The following is a 23,901-nucleotide window of genomic DNA, read 5'->3' as shown; positions in this document are numbered from 1 at the left end:
GGAGTCGCCGGGTGGGGCGGGAGTCGCGGGCGGATCCGGGGTGCCTAAGACACGGGGGACTCGGCGTCCTCGCGCGTGTCGTCGTTGCCCGGCCGAGTGCCGGCGGCCTTGCGGCGGCGCCGGTCGCGGGCGGTGACGACGCGGCGGACGACCTCGATCAGGACGGTGATCGCCGCCGCGGTGGCCAGCCCCGCCGCGATGCCCATGAGCGGGTTGTCCTTGAACGCGCTCCCGCCCCAGAAGCCGAGCAGTACGCCGTATGTCGCCCAGGCCAGGGCCGCGATCGCGGTGAACGTCCGGAATCGCGCGACGGGGTACTCGACCATCCCGGCGACCAGCGCGACCGCGGTGCGCCCGCCGGGGATGTAGCGGCCGACCACGATCATCACGCCGCCGCGTTCGGCCAGCCAACGTTCCGCCCGCTTCCGGGCCCGGCGTCCGCGCTCGCCGTCGAGCATGTGCCTGTTCGCGAACGGTTCGGCCCGGCGGCCGATCGCGTAGGTGATGTTGTCGCCGAGGAACGCGCCCAGCGCACCGGCCACGACGAGCAGGAAGAGATTGGGCGAGAAGCCGGTGGCGGTGGCGAACACGCCGCACGCGATCAGCGCGCTCTCGCTCGGCAGGATCGGCAACATCGCGTCCAGGAGCGCGGCGAGGAAGACGATCGGGTAGGCCCAGGGAGAGCCCGCGAAGTCCATGATCGGGTCGAACCACGCGTCCACGATCGCTCCCTCGCCGGTGCGTTCGATGCTGTTCCCCGACCCGCTCGGATGCCCGTTCGGTGGGCCGTCCTCTTCGGCGGCTACCCCGCGTGTGCGGAATCAAGGCATGGTGCGCCGATCGCTCGAACGTCTGTCACCCTTGATCCCCTCGGTTCGGCCCGGGATCGACGTGGCCGAACGATCCGGCGGTGGAACACACGGCCGAACATCACAGCCGAACAACACAAGGGACGTGGCATGGACGCCGTTCACGAAGGTCTGGACGCCGTGCGGGCGGAACTGGTCGGTCTCGGTCGCCCCGTGGTGGCCCTCCTGGAGCCCGGTCTGCCGGCCGAGGCGGTGCACACCCGGATGGGTGCCGGGGTGCCCGCCGAACTGGTTTCCTGGTTCGGCTGGGCCGACGGCACCCGCGAGGAGCCGGACCAACTGGTGGACGAGGCGTCGTTCATACCGGGCTATGTCCTGGTCAGCCTGGCCGAGGCGCTGGAGTTCCGCGAGGAGGTGGAGATGGACCAGCCGGAGGGCGTGCGGTGGTTGCCGCTGCTCGTGTCGCCGGCCGCCGACTTCTACGCGGCGATCTGGGACGGGACGGACGTGCAGGTGGCCAGTTTCGTGCAGGGCGCGGACGAGCCGATGGTGTACGCGTCCATCCCGTTGATGCTGCGCACGGTCACCGAGAGCTTCCGGACCGGGGCGTTCGAGGTGGACGAGGAGGGCTACTTCGACATGCACCCGGAGCTGTGCGACCGGGTATACGAGGCGCTGAACGGCTGATGCGTCACACGCGGAGCGGGTAATTCTCGTCACGCTCCGGCGCGCGTACGGGCGCGTACGTTGCTGGGCTACCTTGTCCGCGTGCATATACCCCGCCGCCGGACCGTCGCGCTCGGCCTCGCTCCACTGCTGATCGCCGGTCTCGCCTCGTGCGGGTTGATGTCCGATTCGGACGACTCCGCCGACTCCTCCAAGAAGGTGGAGAACGCCGCGCTGCCCGATCCGGCGGGGTCCTCGGCGGCCCCGGGCGGCGCGTCGACGCCGCCGCCCGCACAGGCCGCGCCGGGTACGGAGATCACCGTGGCGCTCGCGGGCGACGTGCACTTCTTCGAGCGCACGGTGCCGCGCCTGAACGCGGGCGCGGAGGGGGCGCTGGGCCCGATCGGTCGCACCCTCGCGGACGCGGACCTGGCGATGGTCAACCTGGAGTCGGCGATCACCGAGCGTGGTACGCCGGAGAACAAGACGTACCACTTCCGGGCCCCGGCGAAGGCGTTGACGGAGCTGAAGACGGTCGGTGTGGATGTGGTCAGCATGGCCAACAACCACGCGGTGGACTACGGCAAGGTCGGCCTGGACGACTCGATCGCCGCGGTGCAGAACCCGCCGATCGGCGTGGTCGGCATCGGCAAGGACGCCGACCAGGCCTATCGCCCGTTCGTCAAGAACGTGAAGGGCGTCAAGGTCGCGTTCGTGGCCGCGAGCCAGGTGCAGGACATCACGAACCAGCTCTACCGGGCCGGGGCGGGCAAGCCCGGCATAGCGAGCGCGCTCCAGGCCGATCGGCTGGTGCGGGCGGTGAAGGACGCGAAGGCCCAGGCCGACGTGGTGATCGTGTACATGCACTGGGGCATCGAGGGCGACAAGTGCCCGAGCACGGACCAGACCGGCCTGACCCGCAAGCTCGCCGACGCGGGGGCGGCGGCCGTCCTGGGTACGCACGCGCACGTGATGCAGGGCGCGGGCTGGATGGGCAGCACGTATGTGGGCTACGGCTACGGCAACTTCCTCTGGTACGGCACCTCTCCGTACCCGAACTCGAACGACACCGGGGTCGCGACGCTGACCATCAAGGACGGCAGGGTCGTCGGGGAGAAGTTCACCCCGGCCTCGATCGACAACCGTGGTGTGCCGATGCCGGCGACCGGCGCCGAGGCGAAGCGCATCCTGGATCGCCGGGACACGCTGCGGCCGTGCACGGGGCTGACGGCGACGCCGAAGAAGTAGCGCGTCGGGGGCCGGCCCGGCGTACCTCGGCCGACCCGGATCCGCCGGGGTTCGTCCGGGGCACCGTCTCGGCCGGACCGGGTCGGCGGGCGGCGGGCCCGTCGTGTGGGCTGTCGGCGGCCGGTTCGGATTGCTAGGTTGGTCGCCATGTTCCTCCTGTGCGCGTAGGACCCCGCACCGGCCGTGCCCCTTCGACGGGGTGCACGGCCGATTCGGCGTCCACGCAGGTGTGTCGGTGCGGCCGGGCCGCGCCGACCTTTCGGAGGAATTCCCCCTATGGCTGCCATGCCTTCCGCCGACGCGCGTTCCGGGTTGGCTCCCTCCTATGCCGCCGTGTTGCGGATACCCCATGCGCGTCGGGCGTTCGGGGCCGCGATGTTGGGTCGACTGTCCTACGGGATGGTCGGGTTGTCGCTGTTGCTCGCGGTGAAGTCGGGCACCGGGTCGTACGCGGTGGCCGGCACCGTGATGGCGGTGTTCGGCGGGACGAGTGTGCTCTTGTCGCCGGCGCGAGCCGGATTGGTCGATCGATATGGGCCGAGGCGGGTGTTGCCGCCGATGGTCGGGTTGTACGCGCTGTTGTTGATCGGGCTCGCGGTGGCCACGTGGCGGCCGGGGGTGGTCTCGGGGTGGTGGTTGGGCTTCGGGGCCGCGGCGGCGGGGGCGTGCGTCACGCCGGTGGGGCCGGTGATGCGTGCGCTGTGGAGCGAACTGGCCCCGGATCCGGCGCTGTTGCAGCGGGCCTACAGCCTGGACGGGGTGGCCGAGGAGATCGTGTTCGCCGTCGGGCCGTTGTTGGTGGGCGTGTTGGTGGGGTGGGTGCCACCGGCGGCCGGGGTGCTGGTGAGCGCGGGGTTGATCTGGGTCGGGACGACGGTGCTCGTCGGTTCGCCGGTGGTGCGGCGGGTGCGGGAGGCCGGGTCGGAGGGGGCCGGGGAATCGACGGGTGGCGCGGTGTTCGGCGGCACGGGGCTGTGGCGGGCGGTGGTGGTGGCCGGCGGGGTCGGTGTGGCCCTGGGCGGGATCGATCTGCTCGCGGTCGCGTTCGCCGAGGATCGGGGGCGGTCGGCGGCGGTGGCGTGGATCCTGGCCGCCCTGTCCGTGGGCAGCGCGGTCGGGGGTCTGGCTCACGGCGCGGTGTCCTGGCGGGTGTCGGCCGACCGCCGACTGCCGCTGCTCGCCCTCGGGTTGGGCGCGTCCCTGGCCGCCGCGGGCCTGTCCCCGAACCTGTACGTCCTGGCCGCGGCCGCCACGCTCACCGGCCTCTTCGTGGCCCCGGCGATCACCACGGCCTACCTGCTCGCCGACGCCGCCGCGACCCCGAACACCCGCACCAGGGTCGGCGCCTGGGTCAACACCACCCTCAACGCCGGCACCTCGGCGGGCGCGGCGGGCACGGGCGCCCTGATCGCCCACGTCCCCCTGCCCCTCCTCTTTCCGCTGACCGCCCTCCCGATCCTCCTGACCGCCGCATCGGCAGCCCTCGGCGCGGGTGTGGGGCGCCGAGGCCGAACGGCCGCGCGGATCGGGTGACGCCGACCGCCCCCGAGGCGTCGATCGCCCGTACGTTCGAGGCAAGTGCCTTGCGTCACAGGGACCATGACGGTTCGTCGGCTCCCTGGTCGGTGGGGAGGCCGGCGGTGTCCCGGGGGACTCGCGCGTGTTGGGCGCCGTTCGGTGAGACGGTCCAGCCGAAGGCCGGGATGCCGGGGCGCCCCGAGGCGTGCCATCGGGACCAGGCCGACTCGATTTCGGTCCACAGCCGGCGTGGGCCGTGTTGACGCACGGTGAAGGTGGCGAGTCGCCGGCCATCGTGGTCGACGCTCGCCCACGAGGTTCCGGCCTCGCGACGGGGTCGGCGCCGGCCACGTCCCAGGGGCCTCGCCGGGGCGGGAGGGGTGGGTCAGGTGTCGGCGAGGGCGGTGAGGGATGGGCCTGTGAGGCGGTAGCCGAGCCATTCCTTTTCGTGGACCGCGCCCAGGGCGTCGTAGAAGGCGATGCTGGGGGTGTTCCAGTCGAGGACCGCCCATTGGAGGCGGGCGTAGCCCCGGGTGGTGCAGATTTGGGCCAGGTGCCGGAGGAGGGCCTTGCCGTGGCCGCCGCCTCGGGCCTCCGGGCGGACGTACAGGTCTTCGAGGTAGATGCCGTGTACGCCCTCCCACGTGGAGAAGGACAGGAAGTAGAGGGCGAAACCGACCGCCTCGTGCGTGGTGTCGTCCTCGGCGATCAGGGCGAAGGCCGCCGGGGCCGGGCCGAACAGGGCCGTGTGGAGTTGGGCCTCGGTGGCCTTGGCCTCGTGCAGGAGCTTTTCGTAGTCCGCGAGTTCGCGGACCAGGGCGTGGATGGCCGGGATGTCGGCTGCGGTGGCTTCGCGGATCATGCCTCGAAGCTACCTCGCCCCCGCCGGTTCGCTCCCGGGGTTTTCCCGGCCGCCCCCGGTCAGGCCGTCGGCGCGATGTACATGTAGGACTTCTCCTCGCTGCGGGCCGAGATGCGCCACTCGCCGTCGACGCGGGTGAAGGTGTCCAGGTACCACAGGCCGCAGAACATCGTCGGGCCCGGCGTCTCGTCGTCCTCGCCCTTGAACACCATCGGGTTGTGGCACATCGTGCGGCCCGTGGCGGTGTCGCCGTCGACCGTGATCGACGAGTTGGCGATCAGGTGCTGGTACGCGCCGAAGCCGGGCATCACCGAGGCCAGGAACTCCTTGGTCTCGGCCAGGCCGCCCTTGGAGCCGCCCATCGCCGAGTAGTCGATCAGCGCGTCGGCGGTGAAGACGGTGTCCAGGGCGTCCCAGTCGCCCGTGTCCACCGCGTGCGAGTAGCGGACCATCAGGTCCTGGATCTCCATCCGGTCCGAGATCTCCTGAAGCGTCAGCATGCGTGCGCCCGCCCACCTCTCCGGCTCTTCGGCGTGTCTTCGGCGTCGCCCCGTGATCACCGGGCCGACGTGCGGGCCCAACTTGACACGAACAAGCACATGGCGAAAGAGGCATGGGCTCGGCGACGCGGTGAAAAGTCCGCCGATGGGGTTAGTACGAAGAATGCTCGGGGGACCCGGTCCGGTACCGGCAACCGAGCCGTCGCCGGCGGCAGCCGCCGAACCGAGGGAGACATCGTGGGCAGGACGACACGGCGACGGGTCACGATCGCGGTGACGGCGGCGGTGCTCGTGCTCGGCGGGGTGAGCGGGTGCAGCGACGACGACGGTTCGAAGAAGAGCACGGGCGGCGGCAACGGCAACGTCGCCTCCGGCTCGGCGGCGCCGGGCAACGGGCCGGCGAACGACCTCCAGGCGCAGTACCAGCAGGTGGTGCGCAACGTGCTGCCGTCGGTGGTCCAGATCACCACGAAGACCGGCCTCGGCTCCGGCGTCGTCTACGACGACAAGGGCCACATCGTCACCAACGCCCATGTGGTCGGCCAGACCACCTCGTTCGAGGTCACCCTCCCGAACGCGAGCAAGCCGGTCACCGCGAAGCTGGTCGCCGCCTTCGCCCCGGACGACCTCGCGGTGATCCGCCTCGACAGCCCGCCCGCCGACCTCAAGCCCGCCCGGTTCGCCGATTCGAGCAAGCTCCAGGTCGGCCAGATCACCATGGCCATGGGCAACCCGCTCGGCCTGGACTCCAGCGTCACCGAGGGCATCGTCTCCGCCGTCGGCCGCACCGTCAGCGAACCGGAGAGCTCCGGCTCGCCGGGCGCCACCATCTCCAGCGCGATCCAGACCTCGGCCGCGATCAACCCCGGCAACAGCGGCGGCGCGCTGGTCGACCTGGACAGCCAGGTGATCGGCATCCCGACCGTGGCCGCCACCGACCCGGAGACCAACGGCAGCGCGGCCCCGGGCATCGGCTTCGCGATCCCGGCCAACACGGTCAAGTCGATCACCGACCAGATCATCAAGAACGGCAAGGTGGACAACTCCGGCAAGGCCGCCCTCGGCGTCACCGTCCGCACGGTGGCCGGCCCGAACGGCCGGGCCACGGGCGTCGGCGTGGTCTCGGTCGAGGACGGCGGCGCCGCGAAGGCCGCCGGCATCCAGGTGGGCGACGTGATCACCACGATCGACGACCAGGCGGTCACCGACGTCTCGACGTTGTCCGAGGTGCTGGGCGGCAAGCAGCCGGGGGACAGGGTCAAGGTGACCCTGCTGCGCGGCAGCGACGGCAACAAGGTCACCGTCGAGGTGACACTGGGCGAACTCAAGGGCTGAGCACGCGGATCGCACGACCGGGTCGACGGCACCCGGGCCGCCGGCACCCGGGCCCGACGCGATCCGGCCGATCCGCGCGCCGCGTGCCCCCGACTCGCCGTCGGAGCGGCGGAAGGGACGATCTGCGCGATACCGTCCGGGTCATGACGATTCCTCAGCCGCCACGCGGGCCGGGGTCGCCGTACGGGGACCAACCTTCCGTCGACGGTGATCCACACCTGTCCTGGCACCAACCACCCGTCACCGCACCGGGTCCGATCCCGGGCCAGGCGCAACCGCTCGGTCCCGCCCACCCGCCGGCGCCGCCCCGGTACCACCCCGCGCCCGCCCCGTCCCACTCCGCACCGGTCCCCCCGCAGTCCTACCCCACGGCGGGCGTCGAGCCCGCGGCGCCCGGCGAACTCCCGCTCGCCTCCCGGACCATGCGGTTGATCGCCCGCACCACGGACTACCTGCTCACCACCGCCCTGGTGCTGCCGCTGTGGTTCCTGGCCTACCACTACATCCAGGGCAAGGCCGCCGACCTGCCCACCAAGGTGGTCCGCGACTCCTTCCTGGACGTCGTGTTCGGGCGCGCCGGCGAGGCGCAACGGGCGCCGCTGGAGGCGGTGGACGGGCTGTGGTCGACCACCAAGACGCTGCTGCTTCTGCTGGTCCTCGCGCATCTCCTGGTGCCCGCGCTCTACGACTGGTACATGCACGCCAGGTTCGGCCGCACGCTGGGCAAGATCATGGTCGGCGCCAAGGTGGTCCCGGTGGGCACGTCGGCGCAGGCCGTTCGCGGTCGGGTGCCGGTCGGTGCCTGGCGGGCGGCCCGGCGCACCCTGGTGGCCGTGGTGGTGCCGTGGGCCGCGGTCCTGCTCACCTGGTACGAGGTGGCCCTTCGCCAGTGGGGCACGGCCGGGTTGTTCGCCCTCCTGGCCCTGATCGGCTTCCTGGACCCGCTGGCCGTGCTCGGCCCGCGTCGGCGCACCTGGCACGACCGTACCGCCGGCACCGTGGTGGTCAACGTCAAGCTGCTCGCCCGGGGTTGGTCGGTCACCCGCAACGCGTCGGCGGCGATGGTCCAGGGCGCCCGGGGCGCGTCCACCACGATGGCCCGCAACGCGCGCGACCGTTGGCAGTCGAGCCGGGGTGCCTCCTCGGACCGCCCGAACGACCCCTCCTGAGCCGCGATCGGCCCGGGGCGGGCAACGTCCGCCCCGGGCCGGGCCGGCTCAATCCAGGATCGAGATGGCCCGGGTCGGACAGGCGCGGATCGCCTCTTCCACCAGCGGCCGCAACTCCTCGCCCGGATTCTCGTTCAGGATGTAGAGGAAGTTGTCCTCCCGTACCTCGAACACCTCGGGTGCCTCGGCCATGCACAGCGCGTTGCTCTTGCACTTGTCGAAGTCGACGACGATCCTCATCCTTGGCCCTTCGTCGTGGAAGCGGTGCGATCCGGCGGATGCCTGCCAACCGGTGCGGTGTGGCAACACTCGCCGCACGCCGCGGTGTTGTCACACCCGGCGCACCCGTTGGCCTATCACGCCCACCCACGGGTAAGGCGAGCCTTTTCCCCCGAACGGGGAACCAGCCGGTGCCCTGGGGAGGTCACAAGACCGGATGAGAGGATTCCATCCCGGTACGGCCGCAGCGGCGGGCCGGCGAACCAACACGGGAGGCACGTCCATGACGGCCGACGGCGGCGCCGAGATACGTCAATTGCGTCCGGGCGATCCGCAGCACATCGGACCGTTCCGGATCACGGGTCGACTGGGCGCGGGTGGAATGGGCGCGGTCTACGCGGGGCTGGACGGCCTCGAACGCCGCGTCGCGGTCAAGGTGGTGCACGCGCAGTACGCCGACGACCCCGAGTTCCGGGCCCGGTTCACGCGCGAGGTCAACCTGCTGCGCGCGATCAAGGGCACGTGCACCACGCCCGTGCTCGACGCGGATGTCGACGCCGAGACCCCGTGGTTCGCCACCGAGTACGTGCCGGGGCCGACCCTGGACAAGCGGGTGAACCAGGGCGGTCCGATGCGCGGCGACGAGCTGATGGGCCTCGCGGCCGGGCTCGCCGAGGCGCTGGTCGCACTGCACGACGCCGACGTGATCCACCGCGACCTCAAGCCGCAGAACATCATCTGCTCGCCCGCCGGACCGCGCGTGCTCGACCTGGGCATCGCGCGTTCGATGGAGGACAGCGGGCTGACCCGCACCGGCATGATGATCGGCTCGCCGGCGTGGATGAGCCCGGAACGGTTCAAGGGCCACGACAGCACGCCGGCCGCCGACGTGTACGCGTGGGCGATGCTGGTCACCTACGCGGCCACCGGGGTGATCCCGTTCGGTACGGGTGCGCCCGAGGTGGTCGCGTTGCGGGTACTCCAGGAGGAGGCCGACCTTTCCGGCGTACCGGACGTCTTGCGCCTGATCGTCAAGCGCGCGGGCGACAAGGAGCCGCACTACCGGCCGCAGGCCCGGGAGTTGCTGGCCTCGGTCACGCACGTGTGGCGCGGCGCGCTCGGCACCGGCGCGGCGCCCTCGCTCGACCCGGTGGCCGACGCGACATCGCTGATCGGCCAGTTGTGGACCACGCCGGCCTCCGGCGGCCCGTGGCAGGTGCAGCAGCAGTCGCAGCAGCAGGTCCCGCAGACCCCGCCGCCGCGCGTGTACGAGGCGCCGCGCGGGCCCGCGCGCTCCGGGGGCACCGCCGCGTTCGGCGCGCCGGTCGTACCGCCGCAGACCCCGCCGCCGGCCGCTTACAACACGCCCACGCACGACCCCTACGGCGCCTCGCCGACCCAACCCCCGCTGTACCGCGACTCCTCCGGGACGCACGGCGCGCCCGCGGCGCAGTCGGGGGCGTACGGCGCGCCCTCCGGGACGCACGGCGTCCCCGCCGCGCAGTCCGGCGCGTACGGGGCGCCCTCCGGGCAGTACGGCACCCCCGGACAGGGCTATCCGGCCGGCCGGCACCAGCCGCCCGCCTCCGGCGCGTTCACCCCGCCCCCGCCGACCCACGGCGGACACACCCCGCCGCCGACCGGTCGGGCCGGGGCCCGGCAGCAGGGCGGCACCGGTGGCGGGCGCCCCGGCCGCAAGCGCCTGGCGATCATGATCGGCGGCGCGGTGGCGGTGGTGGCGATCAGCGCGGGCGCGGTGGTCGCGTTGCGCGGCGGCGACGACAAGCCCGAGGCGGGCTCGAAGAAGGACACCACCAACAGCGCCAACGCCCAACCGCCGAAACTCACCGGTAAACCGGGCGGCTTCACCCAGGACATCAAGGGCATGAAGTTCGCGGTGCCCGGCACGTGGGAGCTCAAGGAGGTCAGCGACACCGAGGTGTGCGTGCTGCCGGCCGCGACGCCCGCCGCGCAGCGCACCACCTGCGAGCGCGCGGGGCTGCGGATCTGGGTCGGCAAGAACGATCAGCGCAAGGTGGACTTCAAGGATTCCGCGGGCTGGACCCTGGGCGCGGCGCCGACCTGTGTGACCAAGGCCGGGGACACCGGGGCGCCGACCAGCAAGTCGGAGGGCAAGAAGCTCGCCGATCCGGGCAAGGGGTCCGGCCTGAAGTACGACTACATGTCGTACAGCGTGACCTGCAAGGGCGGCGACTCGTTCCAGCCGCAACTGTGGTGGCTGCCGCAGTCGATGATCTCGTTCTCCACGGCGGGCCTGTCCCGCGAGTACGACGCCGACCTGAACAAGATCCTGGCGTCCGTGGACGTGGCGGGCTACAAGAAGCCGAAGGCGTAGCCCGCCGCGTCGCGGGGTGGAACGGGCCGGGACGACCGGAGCCGAACCGGGCGGGAACGAACCGAGCGGGACCGAAGAACCCGGAAGAGGCCCGGAGGAACCCGGAAGGACCGAAAGGCCCGGAAGGACCTAGAAGTCGGCCGCCGCCGCCACCGGCAGGAACGGGTTCTCCGGGCCCGCCGGGAACGAACTCCAGCTCTGCTCCTCGTACAGGTTCATCAACTCGTGCTCGGACTCCTCGGTGTCCGGCCACTCGGCGTTGACGACCACGTGCACGGAGGGCTGGGGATACTGCTCCCACCACTCCACTATGTGTCCCTCGCCGTCGACGGGGACCGGGTGGTGCTCGACCCGGTGGACCATCATGTAGGGACCGCCGGTCCACGGCCCTATGTGCGCACCGCCCAGCGGGATCGCCGAGATGGAGTCGCCGCCGCGTGGCAGCGCGGGTCCCGCGAAGTCGCCCGAGAGCAACGAGCCCACGTACCCCGTCGGGGGCCGGTCCGGCGGGACGTCCTGGTAGAAGTCCACCCGGACCCGGTACCGGATCACTCGCGTCCCCTCCGCTTCTTCTTCGTCTCGTGCTCGCGTCGGAGCCCGGCCGGCTGGTTGCGACCGGTAATACGTATACCAGCCGGCGATGGTTCCGTTCCGACGATCGTGTCGGGGCTGGACTTCCCGACGGGGCGCGGGCAGGATCACGCGGACCGGAGGCGACCTGCGCCCGGATCGTTTCGCGCGGCCGGGTGCGCCGGACGACTGCGGGGAGGCACGATGGGCGGCAGCCGGGACGAGGTGGCGGCGGCACTCGCGCGCGGCGCGCGGATCGGCGGTGCGGAACCGGTCCCCGAGGTATCCCGGTTCACCGAGTGGACGATGATCGACGGCGACCTGGTCTGCCGCTACGTCTGGCACAACCTGCCCGACCCCACCGGCGGCACCGCCCGCTACACGCTGCCCGGGACGGAGATCCTGCGTCGGCTCGGCGACGGCGACCGTTTCGAGACGGTGGGCGAGTTCCGCAACGGCGACGACGCCGACGCGATGACCGCGCGCTGGCGGGCCGCGGGCGGCGCGGTCGCCGGGGCCGACGGCGGGGAGCTGCGCGGGATCGTCGGCTGGGCACCCGAGCCGATGCCCCGGGCCGCCGACCGGGCCGAGGTGGAGCGGGCCCTCGCCGACTTCGCCGGCCGACTGGCCGCGGCCCCCGTCCACGGCGACTGGGCGCCGGTCGCGGCGCTGTTCACCGACGAGGTGCGGGTGCGCGACCACGTGGTCGGCTTCGTCGAGGGCCGGCACGCGCTGCACGCGTACATCCTGGACGGGGTGCGCCGCTCGCCGTTCACCCGCTACCGCGTCGGGTTGCGTCTCGTCGACGGGAACCGGGTCGCCGTCCTGCTGCGCGCCGAGGGGTCCCGCGGCGGCCTGGACGTCAACGTGGTGCTGCACTACGCGGGCGAGGGCCGCTGGTCCTACGTCGAGGTCGTGTACAACCCGCAGGAGATCGCTCGCGTGTCCGCCTGACAGGGTGTCGGTCCATGGACGACGTACAACGGCTCCTCGCCTACGAGCAGATCCGTCAACTGGCCGCCCGATACGCGCTGGCCCTGGACAGCCGGGACCTGGACGCACTGTGCGCGTTGTTCGTGCCGGACGTGCGGGTGACCCGGGAGGAGAGCGGACGCGCGGCGCTGCGCGCGTCGTTCGCGACCCAACTGGCGCCCCTGGGGGTGACCATCCTCAACGTGGGCACCCACGTGATCGACCTCCTCGACGCGGACCACGCGACCGGACACGTGTATTGCAAGGGGGAGATCCAGGAGGGGCCGCGCTGGCTGCACCAGGCGATCCTGTACCGCGACGTGTACGAACGCCGGGACGGCACGTGGTACTTCGCGCGCCGTCGGCACGACCTCTGGTACGGCGCCAACGTCGGCGCCAACCCCGCCGGACTGCCGCCGGCCAACTGGCCGGAGCGCTCCTACGGTTCCGGCACCGTACCGGGAATCTGGGAGACCTGGCGGGAGTTCCATCGATTCCCGGACGAAGACGCCTGAGCGGGTTCCGTCCGCCCCACAGGGGGCAGGCGAGGATCGACCGGACACTCGGCGGAAGGAGGGCCGGCCATGGCCAGGCTTCCGGACGGCGCGAGAAACGCCGCCGCGCGCACCGGCGTGCTGCTGGCCCTGACCATCGTCGCGGCGATGGTCGCGCTGCTCGGCGTCTGGGCGCACACCTGGTTCTGGGTCTGGGCGATGCTCTTCGTCGGGCTCGGCATGCTCGGCATGGCCTGGAGCGCGCTGGAGATCCTGATCGCGCTCCAGGTGGCCGAGGAGCAGCGGGACCGGGACCGGGGCGTGTACCAGGTCCGCCCGGTCGAAATGCGGCCGAGGCGGCGTTCCGGGCACTGACGCGGCCGGAACGCCGCCTCGCGGACCCACACGACCGGAGTCTTCGTCGTGGGCCGCGGGATTCGGGGGTCAGGGGACTACGCGTTCGACCGCGGCCGGGCCCAGTTCGGCGAGCTTGCGGCGGGCCTCCTCGATGTTCTTCTCGGTCAGGTCCTTGCCCTCCGCCAGTACGAGGTCCTCGGGGTCCACGGGCGTCTCGGCGCCGCTGCGCAGGTCCATCCGGGGGCGGTCGCCCTCGGGGATCCGGTCCACGGGAATGCGTTCGTCAGCCATGTCGCCGTCCTTCGCTCGGAAGTGCACTCGGTGCCCCCGCACCGCATCCGGGTACCCGTTGCGGGCGGGGCGGGAACCCCCGGGCCCCGACCGAGGGCTTTTTATACAAGCGTCATAGACAAGTGTCTTAGACGCTTGTACTGTTCCTGTCATGACCTCCACCGCAGCCAAGGCCGGCCGTAAGGAATGGATCGCCCTGACGGTCCTGCTCCTCCCGCTCCTGCTCGTGTCCATGGACATGGGCGTGCTGTACTTCGCGCTTCCGTTCATCAGCGAGGACCTGGAGCCGACCGCTCCGCAGCAGCTCTGGATGATGGACATCTACGGCTTCCTGCTGGCCGGTCTGCTGATCACGATGGGCGCGCTCGGCGACCGGATCGGCCGCCGCCGACTGCTGCTGATCGGCGCGGCGGCGTTCGGCGTCGCCTCGGTGGCCGCGGCCTTCGCGAACAGTCCCGAGATGCTGATCGCCACCCGGGCGCTGCTCGGTGTGGCCGGTGCGACGCTGATGCCCTCCACGCTGGCGCTGATCCGCAACCTCTTCCACGACCCGGCCCAGCGGCGGACCGCGATCGCGATCTGGACCGCCGCGCTGACCGCGGGCGCCACGCTGGGTCCGGTGGCCGGCGGGCTGCTGCTGGACCACTTCCGGTGGGGGTCGGCGTTCCTGCTCAACGTGCCGGCGATGGTGCTGCTGCTCGCGGTCGGTCCGTTCCTGCTCCCGGAGTTCAAGGACGCCGCGGCCGGTCGGCTCGACCTCGTCAGTGCCGCGCTCTCGCTGGTGTCGGTGCTCGCGGTGATCTACGGGATCAAGGAGACGGCGGCCGAGGGTGTGGAGCCGGCGTACCTGGCGAGCATCGTGGTCGGGCTGGTCGTCGGATACCTCTTCGTACGTCGGCAGCGCACCATCGCCGACCCGCTGATCGATCTCGCGCTGTTCCGCAACCGGGCGTACGGCGCCTCGATCGCGGTCAACGTGATCGCGGCCGTCGCGCTGATGGGTTCGGCCCTGTTCAACACCCAGTACATGCAACTCGTGCTCGGCATGCGGCCGTTGACGGCGGCGATGTGGTCGCTCACGGTGATGCCCGGGATCACGGTCGCGCTCACCGTCTCCGGGATCCTGGCCAAGAAGGTGCGGCCCGGGTTCCTGATCTGCGGCGGGCTGCTCCTGTCGGTGGCCGGTTTCGTGGTGATGAGCCGGGCCCGTCCGGGTACGCCGTTGGCCGTGGTCCTGGTCGGCGCGGGTCTGGTCGCCGCCGGCGTGCTGATCGCGACCACGCTGACCGCGGAGATGGTGCTGACCTCGGCGCCGCCGGAGCGGGCCGGTGCGGCGGGGGCGACCTCGGAGACCGGCAGCGAACTGGGCGGGGCGCTGGGCATCGCGGTCCTGGGCAGCATCGCCGACGCGGTGTACGGGCGGGACATGCGCGCCGCGACGTTCGACGGGGTGCCGGCCGACGCGGTGCACGCGGCGAACGACACGCTGGCGGCGGCGAGCGCGACCGCCGGGCGGGTCTCCGGCGGGGCGGGCGAGCACCTGCTCGACACCGCGCGGGACGCGTTCACGCACGGTATGCAGTACGCCACCCTCGGCGGCGCGGTGCTGCTGACGCTGGCGGCGCTCGGCGCGACCTACCTGCTGCGGGGGGTGCCGGTGCCGGAGGAGGCGGGGCGGGCCGAGCAGGCGGAGCGGGTCGAGCGGGACGGGGGCGCGACGATCGTGAAGACCACCGAGGGCGCCGCGGTTGTCGGCGCGAACGTGGCCGAGGCGGTCGGCAGCCGCTGACGGACCACCGGCAGGGCACAAAGGCGATCCCCGTCGGGGTCGCCTTTGTGGTTGATGCGGGAAATGCCCGATGCGCGAAAGTCATTGGCGTGCACACAACCGGATAAACGCGTCCGATCAGGTCGAATCGGCATTGTTTCTCGCCATTTCGAACGGCTTCGGTGCGTCCGAGGCCTGTGCGCACAGGTTTTCCACAGGATGTGGATCTTCCTTGTGGAAGATCAGCGCGCTGCCCGGCCCCGGCTGTGGATAAACGTCTCCAGTTCGAGGTTTTCCGCGTCGGTGAAGACCCGCCTCGGAATGGTCACCGCCTGGGTGGGACCGAACTCGAAGATCCATTGGGTGTCCACGCGGCGGATCTTGCGGAAGGTGCTCCACGGGGTCTCACTGCGGGTGCCGCCGAGCGTGGTGACGAATTCCTCGTCGGTCAGCGTGACCTCGCAGGGCACTCCGTGCATGTGCTTGTTCTGCCGGGCGGCCTGGATCGGCGCCCAGAACCGCAGTGCGAACATCGCGACGCCGAAGCCCACGAAGGCCAACGGCCACAACACCGTGGTGCCGGTCAGCAGGGCCCGGGTCACCAGCACCACCCCGAGGGCCGAGAGCACCGCCCCGGCGCCGAGCAGTCCGCGAAAGAGGCCGCGGCGGAAGGCGAGCACACCCTCCGCGATGTCGGCCTCGGTCGGGATGTAGGTGGTCGAGATATGCACCCGGCCATGGTCGCACGGGGGCCGGCCCGGCCCGGTCACGGCCGCGACTCGCGGGGGCCGGGCCGTGTCCGGCGGGTTCGGACACGTCCTAGACGGCTCCCGCGGGTGGTGTCGGGTCGACCGGTGGCTTCGGGGAGTCGCCGGGGCGGGCGTACCAGGCCGGCGGGCCGAGCGGTTCGCCCGGGGCGGGGGCGCCGCCGTTCACCCGGGCCGTGGGCGAGCCCCACGGCGCGCTCGCCTGCGCGGGGAGGTCGGCCGGGGCGCCGTCGGCCGCGTGCCGGGGTGGGCCCCACGGCGGCGGGCCGCTCGGTGGTACGGGACCCCACGCGGGATGCGCGGCCGGATGCCGGGCCGGCGGCACCCACCCGGGCGGCGGCGGGCCGAAGGGGTTCACACCGGGCGGCGGGCCGTACGGGGCGACACCGGTCGGGGCTCCGTAGGGCGCCATGCCGGGCGGCGGGCCGTATGGCGCCGCGCCGATCGGCGCTCCGTACGGCGCCGCCCCCGGCTGCGTTCCGTACGGCATCGTCCCCGGCGCGCCCCACCCGGCCGCGCCCCACCCGCCCGGCCCGCCGTAGGGCATCGCCCCGGGCGGTCCCCACGGGGGCATCCCCGGCGGCGGCTTGACGTAGCGCCACCTCGGCGACGGCATCGTGTGGTCGATCACCCGCGCGACGGCCGGCTTGGCGGCCCACACCCGATCCAGCAACTCCCGTTCCTGCCCGGGGTACTCCGGCGCCGGACCGCGCCGCGACCGACCCGCGCGCCGGCGCAACTCGGCGAGCAGCGTGGCATCGGCCTGATAGGCGCGCAGCCGCGCGACGCCCTCCGGCCCCAGCGTGGTCCGCGCGGTGCGCAGCGCGCGCGAGCGGTCCGCCATCGAGGACAACAGGAGCGGCTCGTGCGGCCGGAACCAGCCCGCCGCGACATAGCCCGGCAACTCGTCCTCGACCGCGCGCAACTGGTCCCGCCGCACGACCACCGTGTACCAGATCAGCGCGCCGAGGATCGGCATCATCACCAGGAAGTACACCCCGAGGAACGCCAGTCCCTGGGTGGCCGAGCCGTTCCAGGACGCGTGCAGCCCGACCGCGCACACGTACCCGGCGAGCGGGAGCAGGATCCGCGCGGACCGCGAGCGGGCCAGGACCGCGAGGCCGAAGCCGAGCCCGATCATCGAGGTGAACAGCGGATGCGCGAACGGCGACATGATGCCCCGGGCGATGAATATGCCCCACGTGGTGCCCAGGCCGTCGCCGTTGTCCTCGCTCGCCGCGAACTCGCGGCCGAAATAGAGGATGTTCTCGGTGAACGCGAAGCCCGCGGCGCTGATCGCGGCCGGGATCAACCCGTCCAGCACGCCGCGGAATTCCCGCCGTACGGTCACGAACAGGAGCACGACCGCGAGCCCCTTGACGCACTCCTCGACCACCGGCGCCACGATGGTCAGCCCGAGCAGTTCGGCGTCCTCCTGGCCCTTGAGGTCCATCAGCTTGTCGAACGACCAACTGTTCGCCAGCAGCGCCACCAGGGCACCCGCGCACGAGCCCCACGCGAACGCGAAGAGCAGGCTCTTCCAGGGCAGCGGCCGGACCCGGCCCAGCCACACGATCGCGCTCACCACCAGCGGGGTGGGTACCAGCGCCAGCAGCGCGCCGACCAGGAGGCCCTGGGCGCCGATGGTGTCGCCGAGCATCACCGCGATGGTGATCGCGCAGCCGAGCAACGCCAGGACGAGCGCGGTTATTCGCGCGGTCTGGTTCGCCACGAGCCGGCGCGGCCACGACTTCTCCGCGGGTCCGGGCTCGTACAGGGCGAACTCGTACGAGGCGGGGTCCGCGGGGACGGGACCGGCCGGCGTGTCGGGGCCTTGCGATGCGTCCATATGGGGTGACGATAACGCCGCGCGGGGCCGCGGCGCGCCTCTCTCGGTCGGCTGTGACGTGGTCGGTATGGGTGACCCTGCCCGGATCGGCCCGCCGCCGGCCGCCACGCGCGGACCCGGGGAAAACCGACCCTCGGCTCAGCGCCGGCGGAAGAGCAGATCCGCGACGCGATGGCCCTTGGCCAGCCCCTGCTGTTCGAAGCGGGTGACCGGTCGCCACTGCGGCCTGGGCGCGTATCCCTCGACGGTGTTGACCAGTTCGGGCTCGGCCGTGAGCACGTCGAGCATCCATTCCGCGTAGGGCGCCCAATCGGTCGCGCAGTGCAGGACCCCGCCCGGGACCAGCCGGGAGGCGGCCAGCGCCGCGAACGAGGGCTGGATCAGCCGCCGCTTGTGGTGGCGGGTCTTGGGCCACGGGTCGGAGAAGAAGATCCGGATGCCGGTCAGGCAGGCGGGCGGCAACATGTCCCGGAGCAGTTCGATGGCGTCGCCGTTGGCGACCCGTATGTTCGTCAGCCCGCGACGCTCCGCGTCGTGCAGCAGGCTGCCCTGCCCCGGGGTGTGCACGTCGATCGCCAACACGTTGGTGTCCGGATCGGCCTCGGCCATGGCCGCCGTGGTCTCGCCCATCCCGAAGCCCACCTCGAGCACGACCGGCCGGTCGTCGCCGAACAACTCGCCGAGGTCGAGCCGGCGGTCCGCGACGTCGAAGCCCCACCGCGCCCACAGCCGGTCCAGCGCGTCCCGCTGGGCGAGGGTGACCCGGCCGCGACGCGGGGTGAAGCTGCGCACGGTCGCCATGTGGCGATCCGCCGGATCGATCGACGCGACGTCCGGGACGGTCGAGGCGCCGGGCAGGGGGGTCACGGGAAGAGGGGACATAGGACCAGGATTTTACAGACCGGGATTCGGCGGCGGCGGGGACGAGCGGCCGACGGTCGGCGGCACGTTCGGCATGGGCGGCGGCGCGGTCGCCGGCCGGGGCACACCCGATCCCGGCGCGGTCGCCGGACCCGGCACTCCCGAAACCGGCTCGGGCACTCCCGAGCCCGACGGCGTTCCCCACGGCCCCGACGGCGTCCCCCACGGCCCCGGCGGTCCGGGCGGCGGCGCCGGGCGCAGCCGGAACACCGCCCAGAAGCCGACCGAGACGAGGCAGAACGCGCCGAACACCCACACCGCCCGCATCCACATCTGTCGGGTCGCGCCGGTGGTGACCCCGGTCGGGTCGAGCAGGGTGAGCAGGAACAGGAACACCGCGACCGCGTACACCGCCGCCCAGGCCCACCGATTCCACCGCCAGATCAGCTGCCCGTCCAGCCAGGTGATCGGCAGCAGGCCGAAGACCAGGCCGATCATCGCGGCGATGTAGATCTGGGTGAGGACGTTCTCCGCCAGCAGCAGGCCGAAGGCCGGGGAGTCGTCGCCGGCCAGCACACGCTCGACCGGGATCCGCCACACCCACGCCGCCGCGCCGAGCCCGGCCAGCGCGCACGCGCCGAGCGCGGTGGCCCGACCTTCCTCGCGCGCGGGCAGTTGCCGCAGCCCGGCGTGGGTGAAGGCCAGGAACAGGCCGTACACATAACCCGGCACCAGATGCGCGGTCCGGGACACCACGCCGAGCAGCACCGCGACGACCAGCGCGCCGGGGATCAGCTGCGGGAAGGCGCGGACGCGGGAGAGCCGGCGGCGGTACAGCTCGGCCGGCCCCGAGTAGGCGAGCACGGTCAGCGGGACGGCGATCGGCATCGACAGCGCGAGTGCGTACGTGGCCCGGTCGAAGCCGATCGTCGGCTCGACCGCGACCGTGCACAGCGCGGACAACACGACGAAGACGAGCACCTGGAGTCGGGGCGCGCGCGGCATCGAGCGCGGCCGGGCCGCGCCCGGACGCAGTCGGCGCCGGATCCGATGGCGGTTCTCCTCGATCGTCCTGTTGAAGAGTTCGGCGGCGAAACCGACCAGCGGCAGGGCGAGCGCGGTGCCGGCGCCCGCCACGACCAGCGGGCCGGGGTGGTCGAGCAGGTCGCCGGGGGAGGGCAGGTCGAGGGCGGAGTCGGCGCGGTCGGCGGGGCGTGGCGCGAGGGCGTCCGCCGTGCGGGCGTCCGGGAGCACGGTGAACGCGAAGCGCACCGTGCCGTCCAGCCGTTCGGCGGCACAGCCCGCGGTCAGTTCGGTCGGCCCCTCGGGCAGGCCGGCGGGCAGGGTCAGTTCGGCGTCGATCCGCCCGTCGGCGCCGACCGGCACCCGGGCCACAACCCGATCGCCGCGCCGCAGCGCCACCTCGGCCGGCGCGCCGTCGATCGGGACGGCGCAGCCGGTGAACCCGGCCCCGCTCGCCCGGATCCGGTCGCCGCCGCCGGCGCGGGGGGCGGAGAGGGTGAATGTGACCGGGGCGAAGGCGACTTGGGTGTCGAGCACCACGCCGGCGTCCACCACGCCGAAGCGGGCCTCGGCGGAGGAGCAGACCACCGAGAGTCGGTGCGTGCCGCGGGCGGGCGTCTGCGGCAGGTGTACCCGCACCGCCTTGGGGCCGGCCGGCTCGGCGGGAGCGTAGAAGGTGGTGACGAAGCGGCCGTCCCACAGGAGCCGGCCGTTGTGGCTGGCCGTGGCCGGCCCGCAGCGCAGGTCGGTCCAGACGGTGACCGGCCGGTCGGGCCCGGCGTCGGCGGGTTCGACCACCAGGCGCCGGCTCGCCAGGTCCGCGGGCGGCGGACCCGGCGCGGGGAAGCCGCTCGGGTTGCCCTGCTCGCTCGTGGGATAGTCGAACGTGGTCTGTGCCAGCGGCGGGGTGAACGGCTCCGCGCCCCGGTTCGTGCACAACGTCCGAAAGCCCTGGACGCCGACGTAGACCGGCGGGTCGAGGGTGAAGCGCACGGTGAAGCCGTGGTCGGGGTCCAGCGGTACGTCCGCCGCGATCAAACGGTCGGCGCCCTCGACGTTGGTGCGCAGCCGCGCGTCGTAGCCGATCAGGTCGATCCGCCCGGTGGGGCAGCCGGTGTGTCCGGTGCCCCGGATCGTCACCACGTCGCCCGGCCGCAACGGCCCGCCGGGGGAGACGGTCAACCGCGCCCCCGGGGTGTCCGCGCGGGCCGGCGTCGCGACGCCGAACAGCGGTGCGCACAGCAGCAGTACGACGCCCGCGAGCAGTGCGCGCAGGACGACGGGTCTCGCGGCCAAGGCGGTTCCCCCGATCGACAGGCCGGCGACCATGATCCACGGGCGACTACCGTTTGGCGAGTTCGCCCAGCCGTTCCGCGACGCGCTTCGCGATCTCGTCGCCGATCGGCAGCGAGGCGGTGGCCGCCGGGGAGGGCGCGTTGAGCACGTGGATCGTGCGCCGGCCGCCGGTGATCAGGAAGTCGTCGACCAACTCGCCGTCGGGGCGTACCGCCTGCGCGCGCACCCCCGCGGGCGCCCGGACCAGGTCGGCCGAGGTCACCTCGGGCAGCAGCCGCTGTACCTCGCGCACCATCGCCGGTTTGGCCACCGAGCGCAGCAACTCGCCCGCGCCGTAGCGCCAGTGCCGGCGGGCGATGTGCCACATGCCCGGGTAGGCGAGTGTCGCGGCCAGCTCGCCCGGCGCGATCCGGGCCCACGAGTAGCCCTCGCGGCGCAGCGCCAGGACCGCGTTCGGCCCGACGTGCACGTCGCCGTGGATGCCCCGGGTCAGGTGTACGCCCAGGAACGGGAAGGCGGGATCGGGCACGGGGTAGACCAGGCCGCGCACCAGGCCGCGCCGGGAGGGCACCAGTTCGTGGTACTCGCCGCGGAAGGGCACGATCCGGACCGGCGGCGGGTCGCCGGCCAGTGCGGCGATCCGGTCGCTGTACAGCCCCGCGCAGTTGACCAGGACCCGGCCGCGCAGCTCGCCGAGGCGGGTCTGCACGACCACCTCGTCGGCGTGTACGGCGAGGTCGACCACCTCCGCGCCGGTGCGCAGCGAGACGCCGCGTTCGTGCAGCAGGCGGACCAGGGTTCGGCACACGTCGAAGTAGTCGACGATGCCGGTGGAGGCCACGTGCAGGCCGCCGACCGACAACACGTGCGGTTCGTGTTCGCGGACCTGCTCGGTGGTCAGCTCGGCGACCGGTACGCCGTTGGCCAGGCCGCGCTCGAACAGGGTGCGCAGGCGCGGGAGTTCATGCACGCTCGTGGCGACCACGAGCTTGCCCGGGACGTCGTGCGCGATGCTGTGCCGGATGCAGAAGTCGACCATCCGCCGGGCGCCCTCGACGGCGAAGCGGGCCTTGAGGCTGCCGGGGCGGTAGTACAGGCCGGAGTGGATCACGCCCGAGTTGCGGCCCGTCTGGTGGGCCGCCCACGAGGTCTCCTTCTCGACGACCGCGACGGTGCGCCCCGGGTCCCGTTCGGTGAGCGCGTAGGCGGTGGCGAGCCCGACGATGCCGCCGCCGATCACCACCACGTCGTAGGTCAACGTCATGAGCACACCTCCGGCCTTCGACCCTAGACGGTCGATGGCCGGCGGGCGGGGCGGACGTCGGGACTCGGGGGTGGGCGCGGAGCGGGGGTCAGCGGTTGCGGAGCCAGCGGGACGGGCTCCACCACGCGGTGGAGGTGGTCGGCGCCGGGGCCGGGTCCGCGGGTGGGGCGGGCTCGGGGGCGGGCTCGTCGGGGGCCGGGGGCGGCGGCGGTTCGAGGCCGGGGGGTGGTGTGCCGGCCGGCTCCGGCCAGGGGGTGCCGCCGTGTACCGGCCGATCGGGGGTGAAGACGACCGGCAGTTCGGTCAGGCCGCGGATCCACGGGGACGCCTGCCAGGTGAGTCGGCGCGGCGGGACGGCCAGGCGGATGTCGGGCAGCCGGTCCAGGAGGGTGTCCACCGCGGTCTGCGCGATCAGTCGCGCGGGCCCCTGGAACGGACACGTGTGCGGACCGCCGCCCCAGGCCAGATGCGCCCGGTTGCCGGTCAGCTCGGTGCCGGGCGGGCGGACGGCGGGATCGGCGTTGGCGCCCGCCAGGCCCAGGACCAGGAAGTCGCCGGCGCGGATCGCGGTGCGGCCGAGCAGGGTGTCCTCGGTGGCCCAGCGGCCCGCCACGTTCTGCATCGGCGGGTCCAGCCACAACACCTCGTCGAGCGCCTCGTCGGTGGTCCGCCGACCGCCGGTGAGGGACGCGTGCAGCGTGTGGTCGGTCAGCAGGATGCGCAGCGCGTTGCCGATCCAGTTGACGGTGGGCTCGGTCGGGGTGATCACGAGCAGGTCCTCGATCACCTCGGCGTCGGTCAGCCCGGAGGGGTGCTCGATCAGCCAGGACGCGATGTCCGCGCCCGGCGTGATCCGCCTGGCCTCGACGAGGTCGGTCAGCATGCGCAGCAGGACCCGCTGATGCGCGGGCGCGTCCGGGCCGCCGTCGAAGAGTCCGTTGATCACCCGGACCAGGTGCGGTCCCTCCAGGGCGGACAGGCCGATCAACCGGCCCATCGCCAACAGCGGCAACCGCTGCGCGTACTCGGTGAGCAGATCGGCCTCGCCCCGGGCGACGAACGTGTCGATCAGCGAGTCGGCCATGTGCTCGATCTCGCCGCGAAAGGCCCGCCGGTCGATGCGACCGAGGCTGTGCGCGACGGCCGTGCCGTGCCGGCGGTGCTCGGCCCCGTCGGCGCACAGGATCGACGGGCGATGCTCGACCATCGACGCGAGCGGCCAGTCGGCCGGGACCAGGCCCTTGATCCGGTCGCGCCACAACCGCGAGTCGTGCGAGAACAGCTCCGGATCACGCAGCACGGCCAGCGCCTCGGCGTAGCCCAGGACCAGCCACGCCCGTACGCCGCCCTCCAGCACGACCGGTGCGACCGCGCCGTGTTGTTCGCGCAACTCGCGGTACAGCCCGGCCGGGTCGGTCTCGAAGCGTGGGCCGGACAGGGCCGTGTACGGGCAGCCGGATCTCTCGGTCATTTAGGGACACACCCCGCTCCGCCGCTGCCGCGGCTGTCGCCGGCGCACATCGGTCCGCCCCCGGTAGGCGACCCGGCTTCCTACGGCCCGGAACCATATCGTGCCCGCGGCCGATCGCCACCGGGTCGAATCGGGCGGGAACGGCCTTTTCCCACACGGGAATCGATGATCGGCGGCGGCCGTACCCGGCCGGCCGGGCCGGGCGTCGCGGATATTGGTCACGGGCGCGTCCACGA

Annotated in this window: 22 protein-coding genes; 10 read left to right on the top strand and 12 right to left on the bottom strand. The window is 72.7% G+C overall.

Going from position 1 to position 23,901, the window contains the following annotated elements; genetic code table 11:
• Positions 1-44: 44 nt before the first annotated feature.
• The gene (locus tag EMA17_RS09955) at positions 45-722 is read right to left on the bottom strand and encodes a DedA family protein (protein WP_126636537.1); all 678 of its coding nucleotides are present in this window, start codon (positions 720-722) and stop codon (positions 45-47) included.
• A 237-nt stretch (positions 723-959) separates the two neighbouring features.
• Here EMA17_RS09955 and EMA17_RS09950 point away from each other — a divergent pair, with 237 nt between their 5' ends.
• The 3 genes from EMA17_RS09950 (at position 960) to EMA17_RS09940 (ending at position 4,256) form a co-directional block, all read left to right on the top strand.
• Positions 960-1,496 carry a hypothetical protein gene (locus EMA17_RS09950; protein ID WP_126636536.1) on the top strand — a complete coding sequence of 179 codons (537 nt, stop codon included), beginning with the start codon at positions 960-962 and terminating at the stop codon, positions 1,494-1,496.
• Between the two features lie 81 nt (positions 1,497-1,577).
• Positions 1,578-2,723, top strand: a complete 1,146-nt coding sequence (locus EMA17_RS09945) for a CapA family protein (protein WP_126636535.1) — start codon at positions 1,578-1,580, stop codon at positions 2,721-2,723.
• A gap of 276 nt (positions 2,724-2,999) precedes the next feature.
• Positions 3,000-4,256 (top strand): MFS transporter, encoded by a 1,257-nt coding sequence (locus tag EMA17_RS09940; RefSeq protein WP_126636534.1) that lies wholly within the window; start codon positions 3,000-3,002, stop codon positions 4,254-4,256.
• Between the two features lie 370 nt (positions 4,257-4,626).
• Here EMA17_RS09940 and EMA17_RS09935 read toward each other — a convergent pair whose 3' ends face one another.
• Together EMA17_RS09935 and EMA17_RS09930 are read right to left on the bottom strand one after the other, a co-directional pair.
• Positions 4,627-5,103: a GNAT family N-acetyltransferase gene (locus tag EMA17_RS09935; protein ID WP_126636533.1), complete on the bottom strand. Its 477-nt coding sequence runs from the start codon at positions 5,101-5,103 to the stop codon at positions 4,627-4,629.
• Between the two features lie 59 nt (positions 5,104-5,162).
• The gene (locus EMA17_RS09930; RefSeq protein WP_078976058.1) at positions 5,163-5,603 is read right to left on the bottom strand and encodes a nuclear transport factor 2 family protein; all 441 of its coding nucleotides are present in this window, start codon (positions 5,601-5,603) and stop codon (positions 5,163-5,165) included.
• A gap of 237 nt (positions 5,604-5,840) precedes the next feature.
• Between EMA17_RS09930 and EMA17_RS09925 the strand changes: the two genes are divergently transcribed.
• Complete coding sequence (locus EMA17_RS09925; RefSeq protein WP_126636532.1) at positions 5,841-6,938, top strand: S1C family serine protease; 1,098 nt, start codon at positions 5,841-5,843, stop codon at positions 6,936-6,938.
• A 143-nt stretch (positions 6,939-7,081) separates the two neighbouring features.
• Positions 7,082-8,107 (top strand): RDD family protein, encoded by a 1,026-nt coding sequence (locus EMA17_RS09920; protein ID WP_126636531.1) that lies wholly within the window; start codon positions 7,082-7,084, stop codon positions 8,105-8,107.
• Positions 8,108-8,155: 48 nt separating this feature from the next.
• On the opposite strand, the gene EMA17_RS09915 is transcribed toward EMA17_RS09920, so the two are convergent.
• On the bottom strand, positions 8,156-8,347 hold the full coding sequence (locus tag EMA17_RS09915) for a ferredoxin (protein ID WP_126636530.1): 192 nt from the start codon (positions 8,345-8,347) through the stop codon (positions 8,156-8,158).
• A 262-nt stretch (positions 8,348-8,609) separates the two neighbouring features.
• Here EMA17_RS09915 and EMA17_RS09910 point away from each other — a divergent pair, with 262 nt between their 5' ends.
• Positions 8,610-10,682 carry a serine/threonine protein kinase gene (locus EMA17_RS09910; protein WP_160161359.1) on the top strand — a complete coding sequence of 691 codons (2,073 nt, stop codon included), beginning with the start codon at positions 8,610-8,612 and terminating at the stop codon, positions 10,680-10,682.
• Between the two features lie 129 nt (positions 10,683-10,811).
• Here EMA17_RS09910 and EMA17_RS09905 read toward each other — a convergent pair whose 3' ends face one another.
• Positions 10,812-11,234, bottom strand: a complete 423-nt coding sequence (locus EMA17_RS09905) for a hypothetical protein (protein WP_078976054.1) — start codon at positions 11,232-11,234, stop codon at positions 10,812-10,814.
• Positions 11,235-11,456: 222 nt separating this feature from the next.
• On the opposite strand from EMA17_RS09905, the gene EMA17_RS09900 reads away from it, so the two are divergent.
• From EMA17_RS09900 to EMA17_RS09890, 3 genes are all read left to right on the top strand, one after another.
• The gene (locus EMA17_RS09900; protein WP_126636528.1) at positions 11,457-12,206 is read left to right on the top strand and encodes a nuclear transport factor 2 family protein; all 750 of its coding nucleotides are present in this window, start codon (positions 11,457-11,459) and stop codon (positions 12,204-12,206) included.
• 14 nt (positions 12,207-12,220) lie between these two features.
• Positions 12,221-12,739, top strand: a complete 519-nt coding sequence (locus tag EMA17_RS09895; protein ID WP_126636527.1) for a nuclear transport factor 2 family protein — start codon at positions 12,221-12,223, stop codon at positions 12,737-12,739.
• Positions 12,740-12,808: 69 nt separating this feature from the next.
• Positions 12,809-13,093, top strand: a complete 285-nt coding sequence (locus EMA17_RS09890) for a hypothetical protein (RefSeq protein ID WP_126636526.1) — start codon at positions 12,809-12,811, stop codon at positions 13,091-13,093.
• Between the two features lie 69 nt (positions 13,094-13,162).
• Here EMA17_RS09890 and EMA17_RS09885 read toward each other — a convergent pair whose 3' ends face one another.
• Positions 13,163-13,366, bottom strand: a complete 204-nt coding sequence (locus EMA17_RS09885) for a hypothetical protein (protein WP_126636525.1) — start codon at positions 13,364-13,366, stop codon at positions 13,163-13,165.
• Positions 13,367-13,517: 151 nt separating this feature from the next.
• Between EMA17_RS09885 and EMA17_RS09880 the strand changes: the two genes are divergently transcribed.
• Positions 13,518-15,155, top strand: a complete 1,638-nt coding sequence (locus EMA17_RS09880; RefSeq protein WP_126636524.1) for an MFS transporter — start codon at positions 13,518-13,520, stop codon at positions 15,153-15,155.
• Positions 15,156-15,376: 221 nt separating this feature from the next.
• Here EMA17_RS09880 and EMA17_RS09875 read toward each other — a convergent pair whose 3' ends face one another.
• The 6 genes from EMA17_RS09875 to EMA17_RS09850 form a co-directional block, all read right to left on the bottom strand.
• On the bottom strand, positions 15,377-15,865 hold the full coding sequence (locus EMA17_RS09875) for a YcxB family protein (protein ID WP_126636523.1): 489 nt from the start codon (positions 15,863-15,865) through the stop codon (positions 15,377-15,379).
• Between the two features lie 88 nt (positions 15,866-15,953).
• Positions 15,954-17,750 carry a PrsW family intramembrane metalloprotease gene (locus tag EMA17_RS55270; RefSeq protein ID WP_126636522.1) on the bottom strand — a complete coding sequence of 599 codons (1,797 nt, stop codon included), beginning with the start codon at positions 17,748-17,750 and terminating at the stop codon, positions 15,954-15,956.
• 138 nt (positions 17,751-17,888) lie between these two features.
• On the bottom strand, positions 17,889-18,632 hold the full coding sequence (trmB, locus tag EMA17_RS09865; protein WP_126636521.1) for a tRNA (guanosine(46)-N7)-methyltransferase TrmB: 744 nt from the start codon (positions 18,630-18,632) through the stop codon (positions 17,889-17,891).
• A gap of 12 nt (positions 18,633-18,644) precedes the next feature.
• Positions 18,645-20,930: an FGLLP motif-containing membrane protein gene (locus EMA17_RS09860; RefSeq protein WP_126636520.1), complete on the bottom strand. Its 2,286-nt coding sequence runs from the start codon at positions 20,928-20,930 to the stop codon at positions 18,645-18,647.
• Positions 20,931-20,976: 46 nt separating this feature from the next.
• Positions 20,977-22,194 carry an L-2-hydroxyglutarate dehydrogenase gene (lhgD, locus tag EMA17_RS09855; RefSeq protein WP_126636519.1) on the bottom strand — a complete coding sequence of 406 codons (1,218 nt, stop codon included), beginning with the start codon at positions 22,192-22,194 and terminating at the stop codon, positions 20,977-20,979.
• Between the two features lie 88 nt (positions 22,195-22,282).
• Positions 22,283-23,665 (bottom strand): cytochrome P450, encoded by a 1,383-nt coding sequence (locus EMA17_RS09850; protein WP_174861333.1) that lies wholly within the window; start codon positions 23,663-23,665, stop codon positions 22,283-22,285.
• Between the last annotated feature and the right edge of the window lie 236 nt (positions 23,666-23,901).

Source organism: Embleya hyalina, from assembly GCF_003967355.1.
Classification (GTDB): domain Bacteria; phylum Actinomycetota; class Actinomycetes; order Streptomycetales; family Streptomycetaceae; genus Embleya; species Embleya hyalina.
This window is presented reverse-complemented; position numbering and strand designations above follow the sequence as displayed.

What these genes read in the sequence shown, in the direction of transcription:
- EMA17_RS09950 (WP_126636536.1), top strand. Translation starts at nt 960, where the DNA reads ATGGACGCCGTTCACGAAGGTCTGGACGCCGTGCGGGCGGAACTGGTC.
- EMA17_RS09940 (WP_126636534.1), top strand. Translation starts at nt 3,000, where the DNA reads ATGGCTGCCATGCCTTCCGCCGACGCGCGTTCCGGGTTGGCTCCCTCC.
- EMA17_RS09935 (WP_126636533.1), bottom strand. Translation starts at nt 5,103, where the DNA reads ATGATCCGCGAAGCCACCGCAGCCGACATCCCGGCCATCCACGCCCTG.
- EMA17_RS09930 (WP_078976058.1), bottom strand. Translation starts at nt 5,603, where the DNA reads ATGCTGACGCTTCAGGAGATCTCGGACCGGATGGAGATCCAGGACCTG.
- EMA17_RS09920 (WP_126636531.1), top strand. Translation starts at nt 7,082, where the DNA reads ATGACGATTCCTCAGCCGCCACGCGGGCCGGGGTCGCCGTACGGGGAC.
- EMA17_RS09915 (WP_126636530.1), bottom strand. Translation starts at nt 8,347, where the DNA reads ATGAGGATCGTCGTCGACTTCGACAAGTGCAAGAGCAACGCGCTGTGC.
- EMA17_RS09910 (WP_160161359.1), top strand. Translation starts at nt 8,610, where the DNA reads ATGACGGCCGACGGCGGCGCCGAGATACGTCAATTGCGTCCGGGCGAT.
- EMA17_RS09900 (WP_126636528.1), top strand. Translation starts at nt 11,457, where the DNA reads ATGGGCGGCAGCCGGGACGAGGTGGCGGCGGCACTCGCGCGCGGCGCG.
- EMA17_RS09895 (WP_126636527.1), top strand. Translation starts at nt 12,221, where the DNA reads ATGGACGACGTACAACGGCTCCTCGCCTACGAGCAGATCCGTCAACTG.
- EMA17_RS09890 (WP_126636526.1), top strand. Translation starts at nt 12,809, where the DNA reads ATGGCCAGGCTTCCGGACGGCGCGAGAAACGCCGCCGCGCGCACCGGC.
- EMA17_RS09885 (WP_126636525.1), bottom strand. Translation starts at nt 13,366, where the DNA reads ATGGCTGACGAACGCATTCCCGTGGACCGGATCCCCGAGGGCGACCGC.
- EMA17_RS09880 (WP_126636524.1), top strand. Translation starts at nt 13,518, where the DNA reads ATGACCTCCACCGCAGCCAAGGCCGGCCGTAAGGAATGGATCGCCCTG.
- EMA17_RS55270 (WP_126636522.1), bottom strand. Translation starts at nt 17,750, where the DNA reads ATGGACGCATCGCAAGGCCCCGACACGCCGGCCGGTCCCGTCCCCGCG.
- trmB (WP_126636521.1), bottom strand. Translation starts at nt 18,632, where the DNA reads ATGTCCCCTCTTCCCGTGACCCCCCTGCCCGGCGCCTCGACCGTCCCG.
- lhgD (WP_126636519.1), bottom strand. Translation starts at nt 22,194, where the DNA reads ATGACGTTGACCTACGACGTGGTGGTGATCGGCGGCGGCATCGTCGGG.
- EMA17_RS09850 (WP_174861333.1), bottom strand. Translation starts at nt 23,665, where the DNA reads ATGACCGAGAGATCCGGCTGCCCGTACACGGCCCTGTCCGGCCCACGC.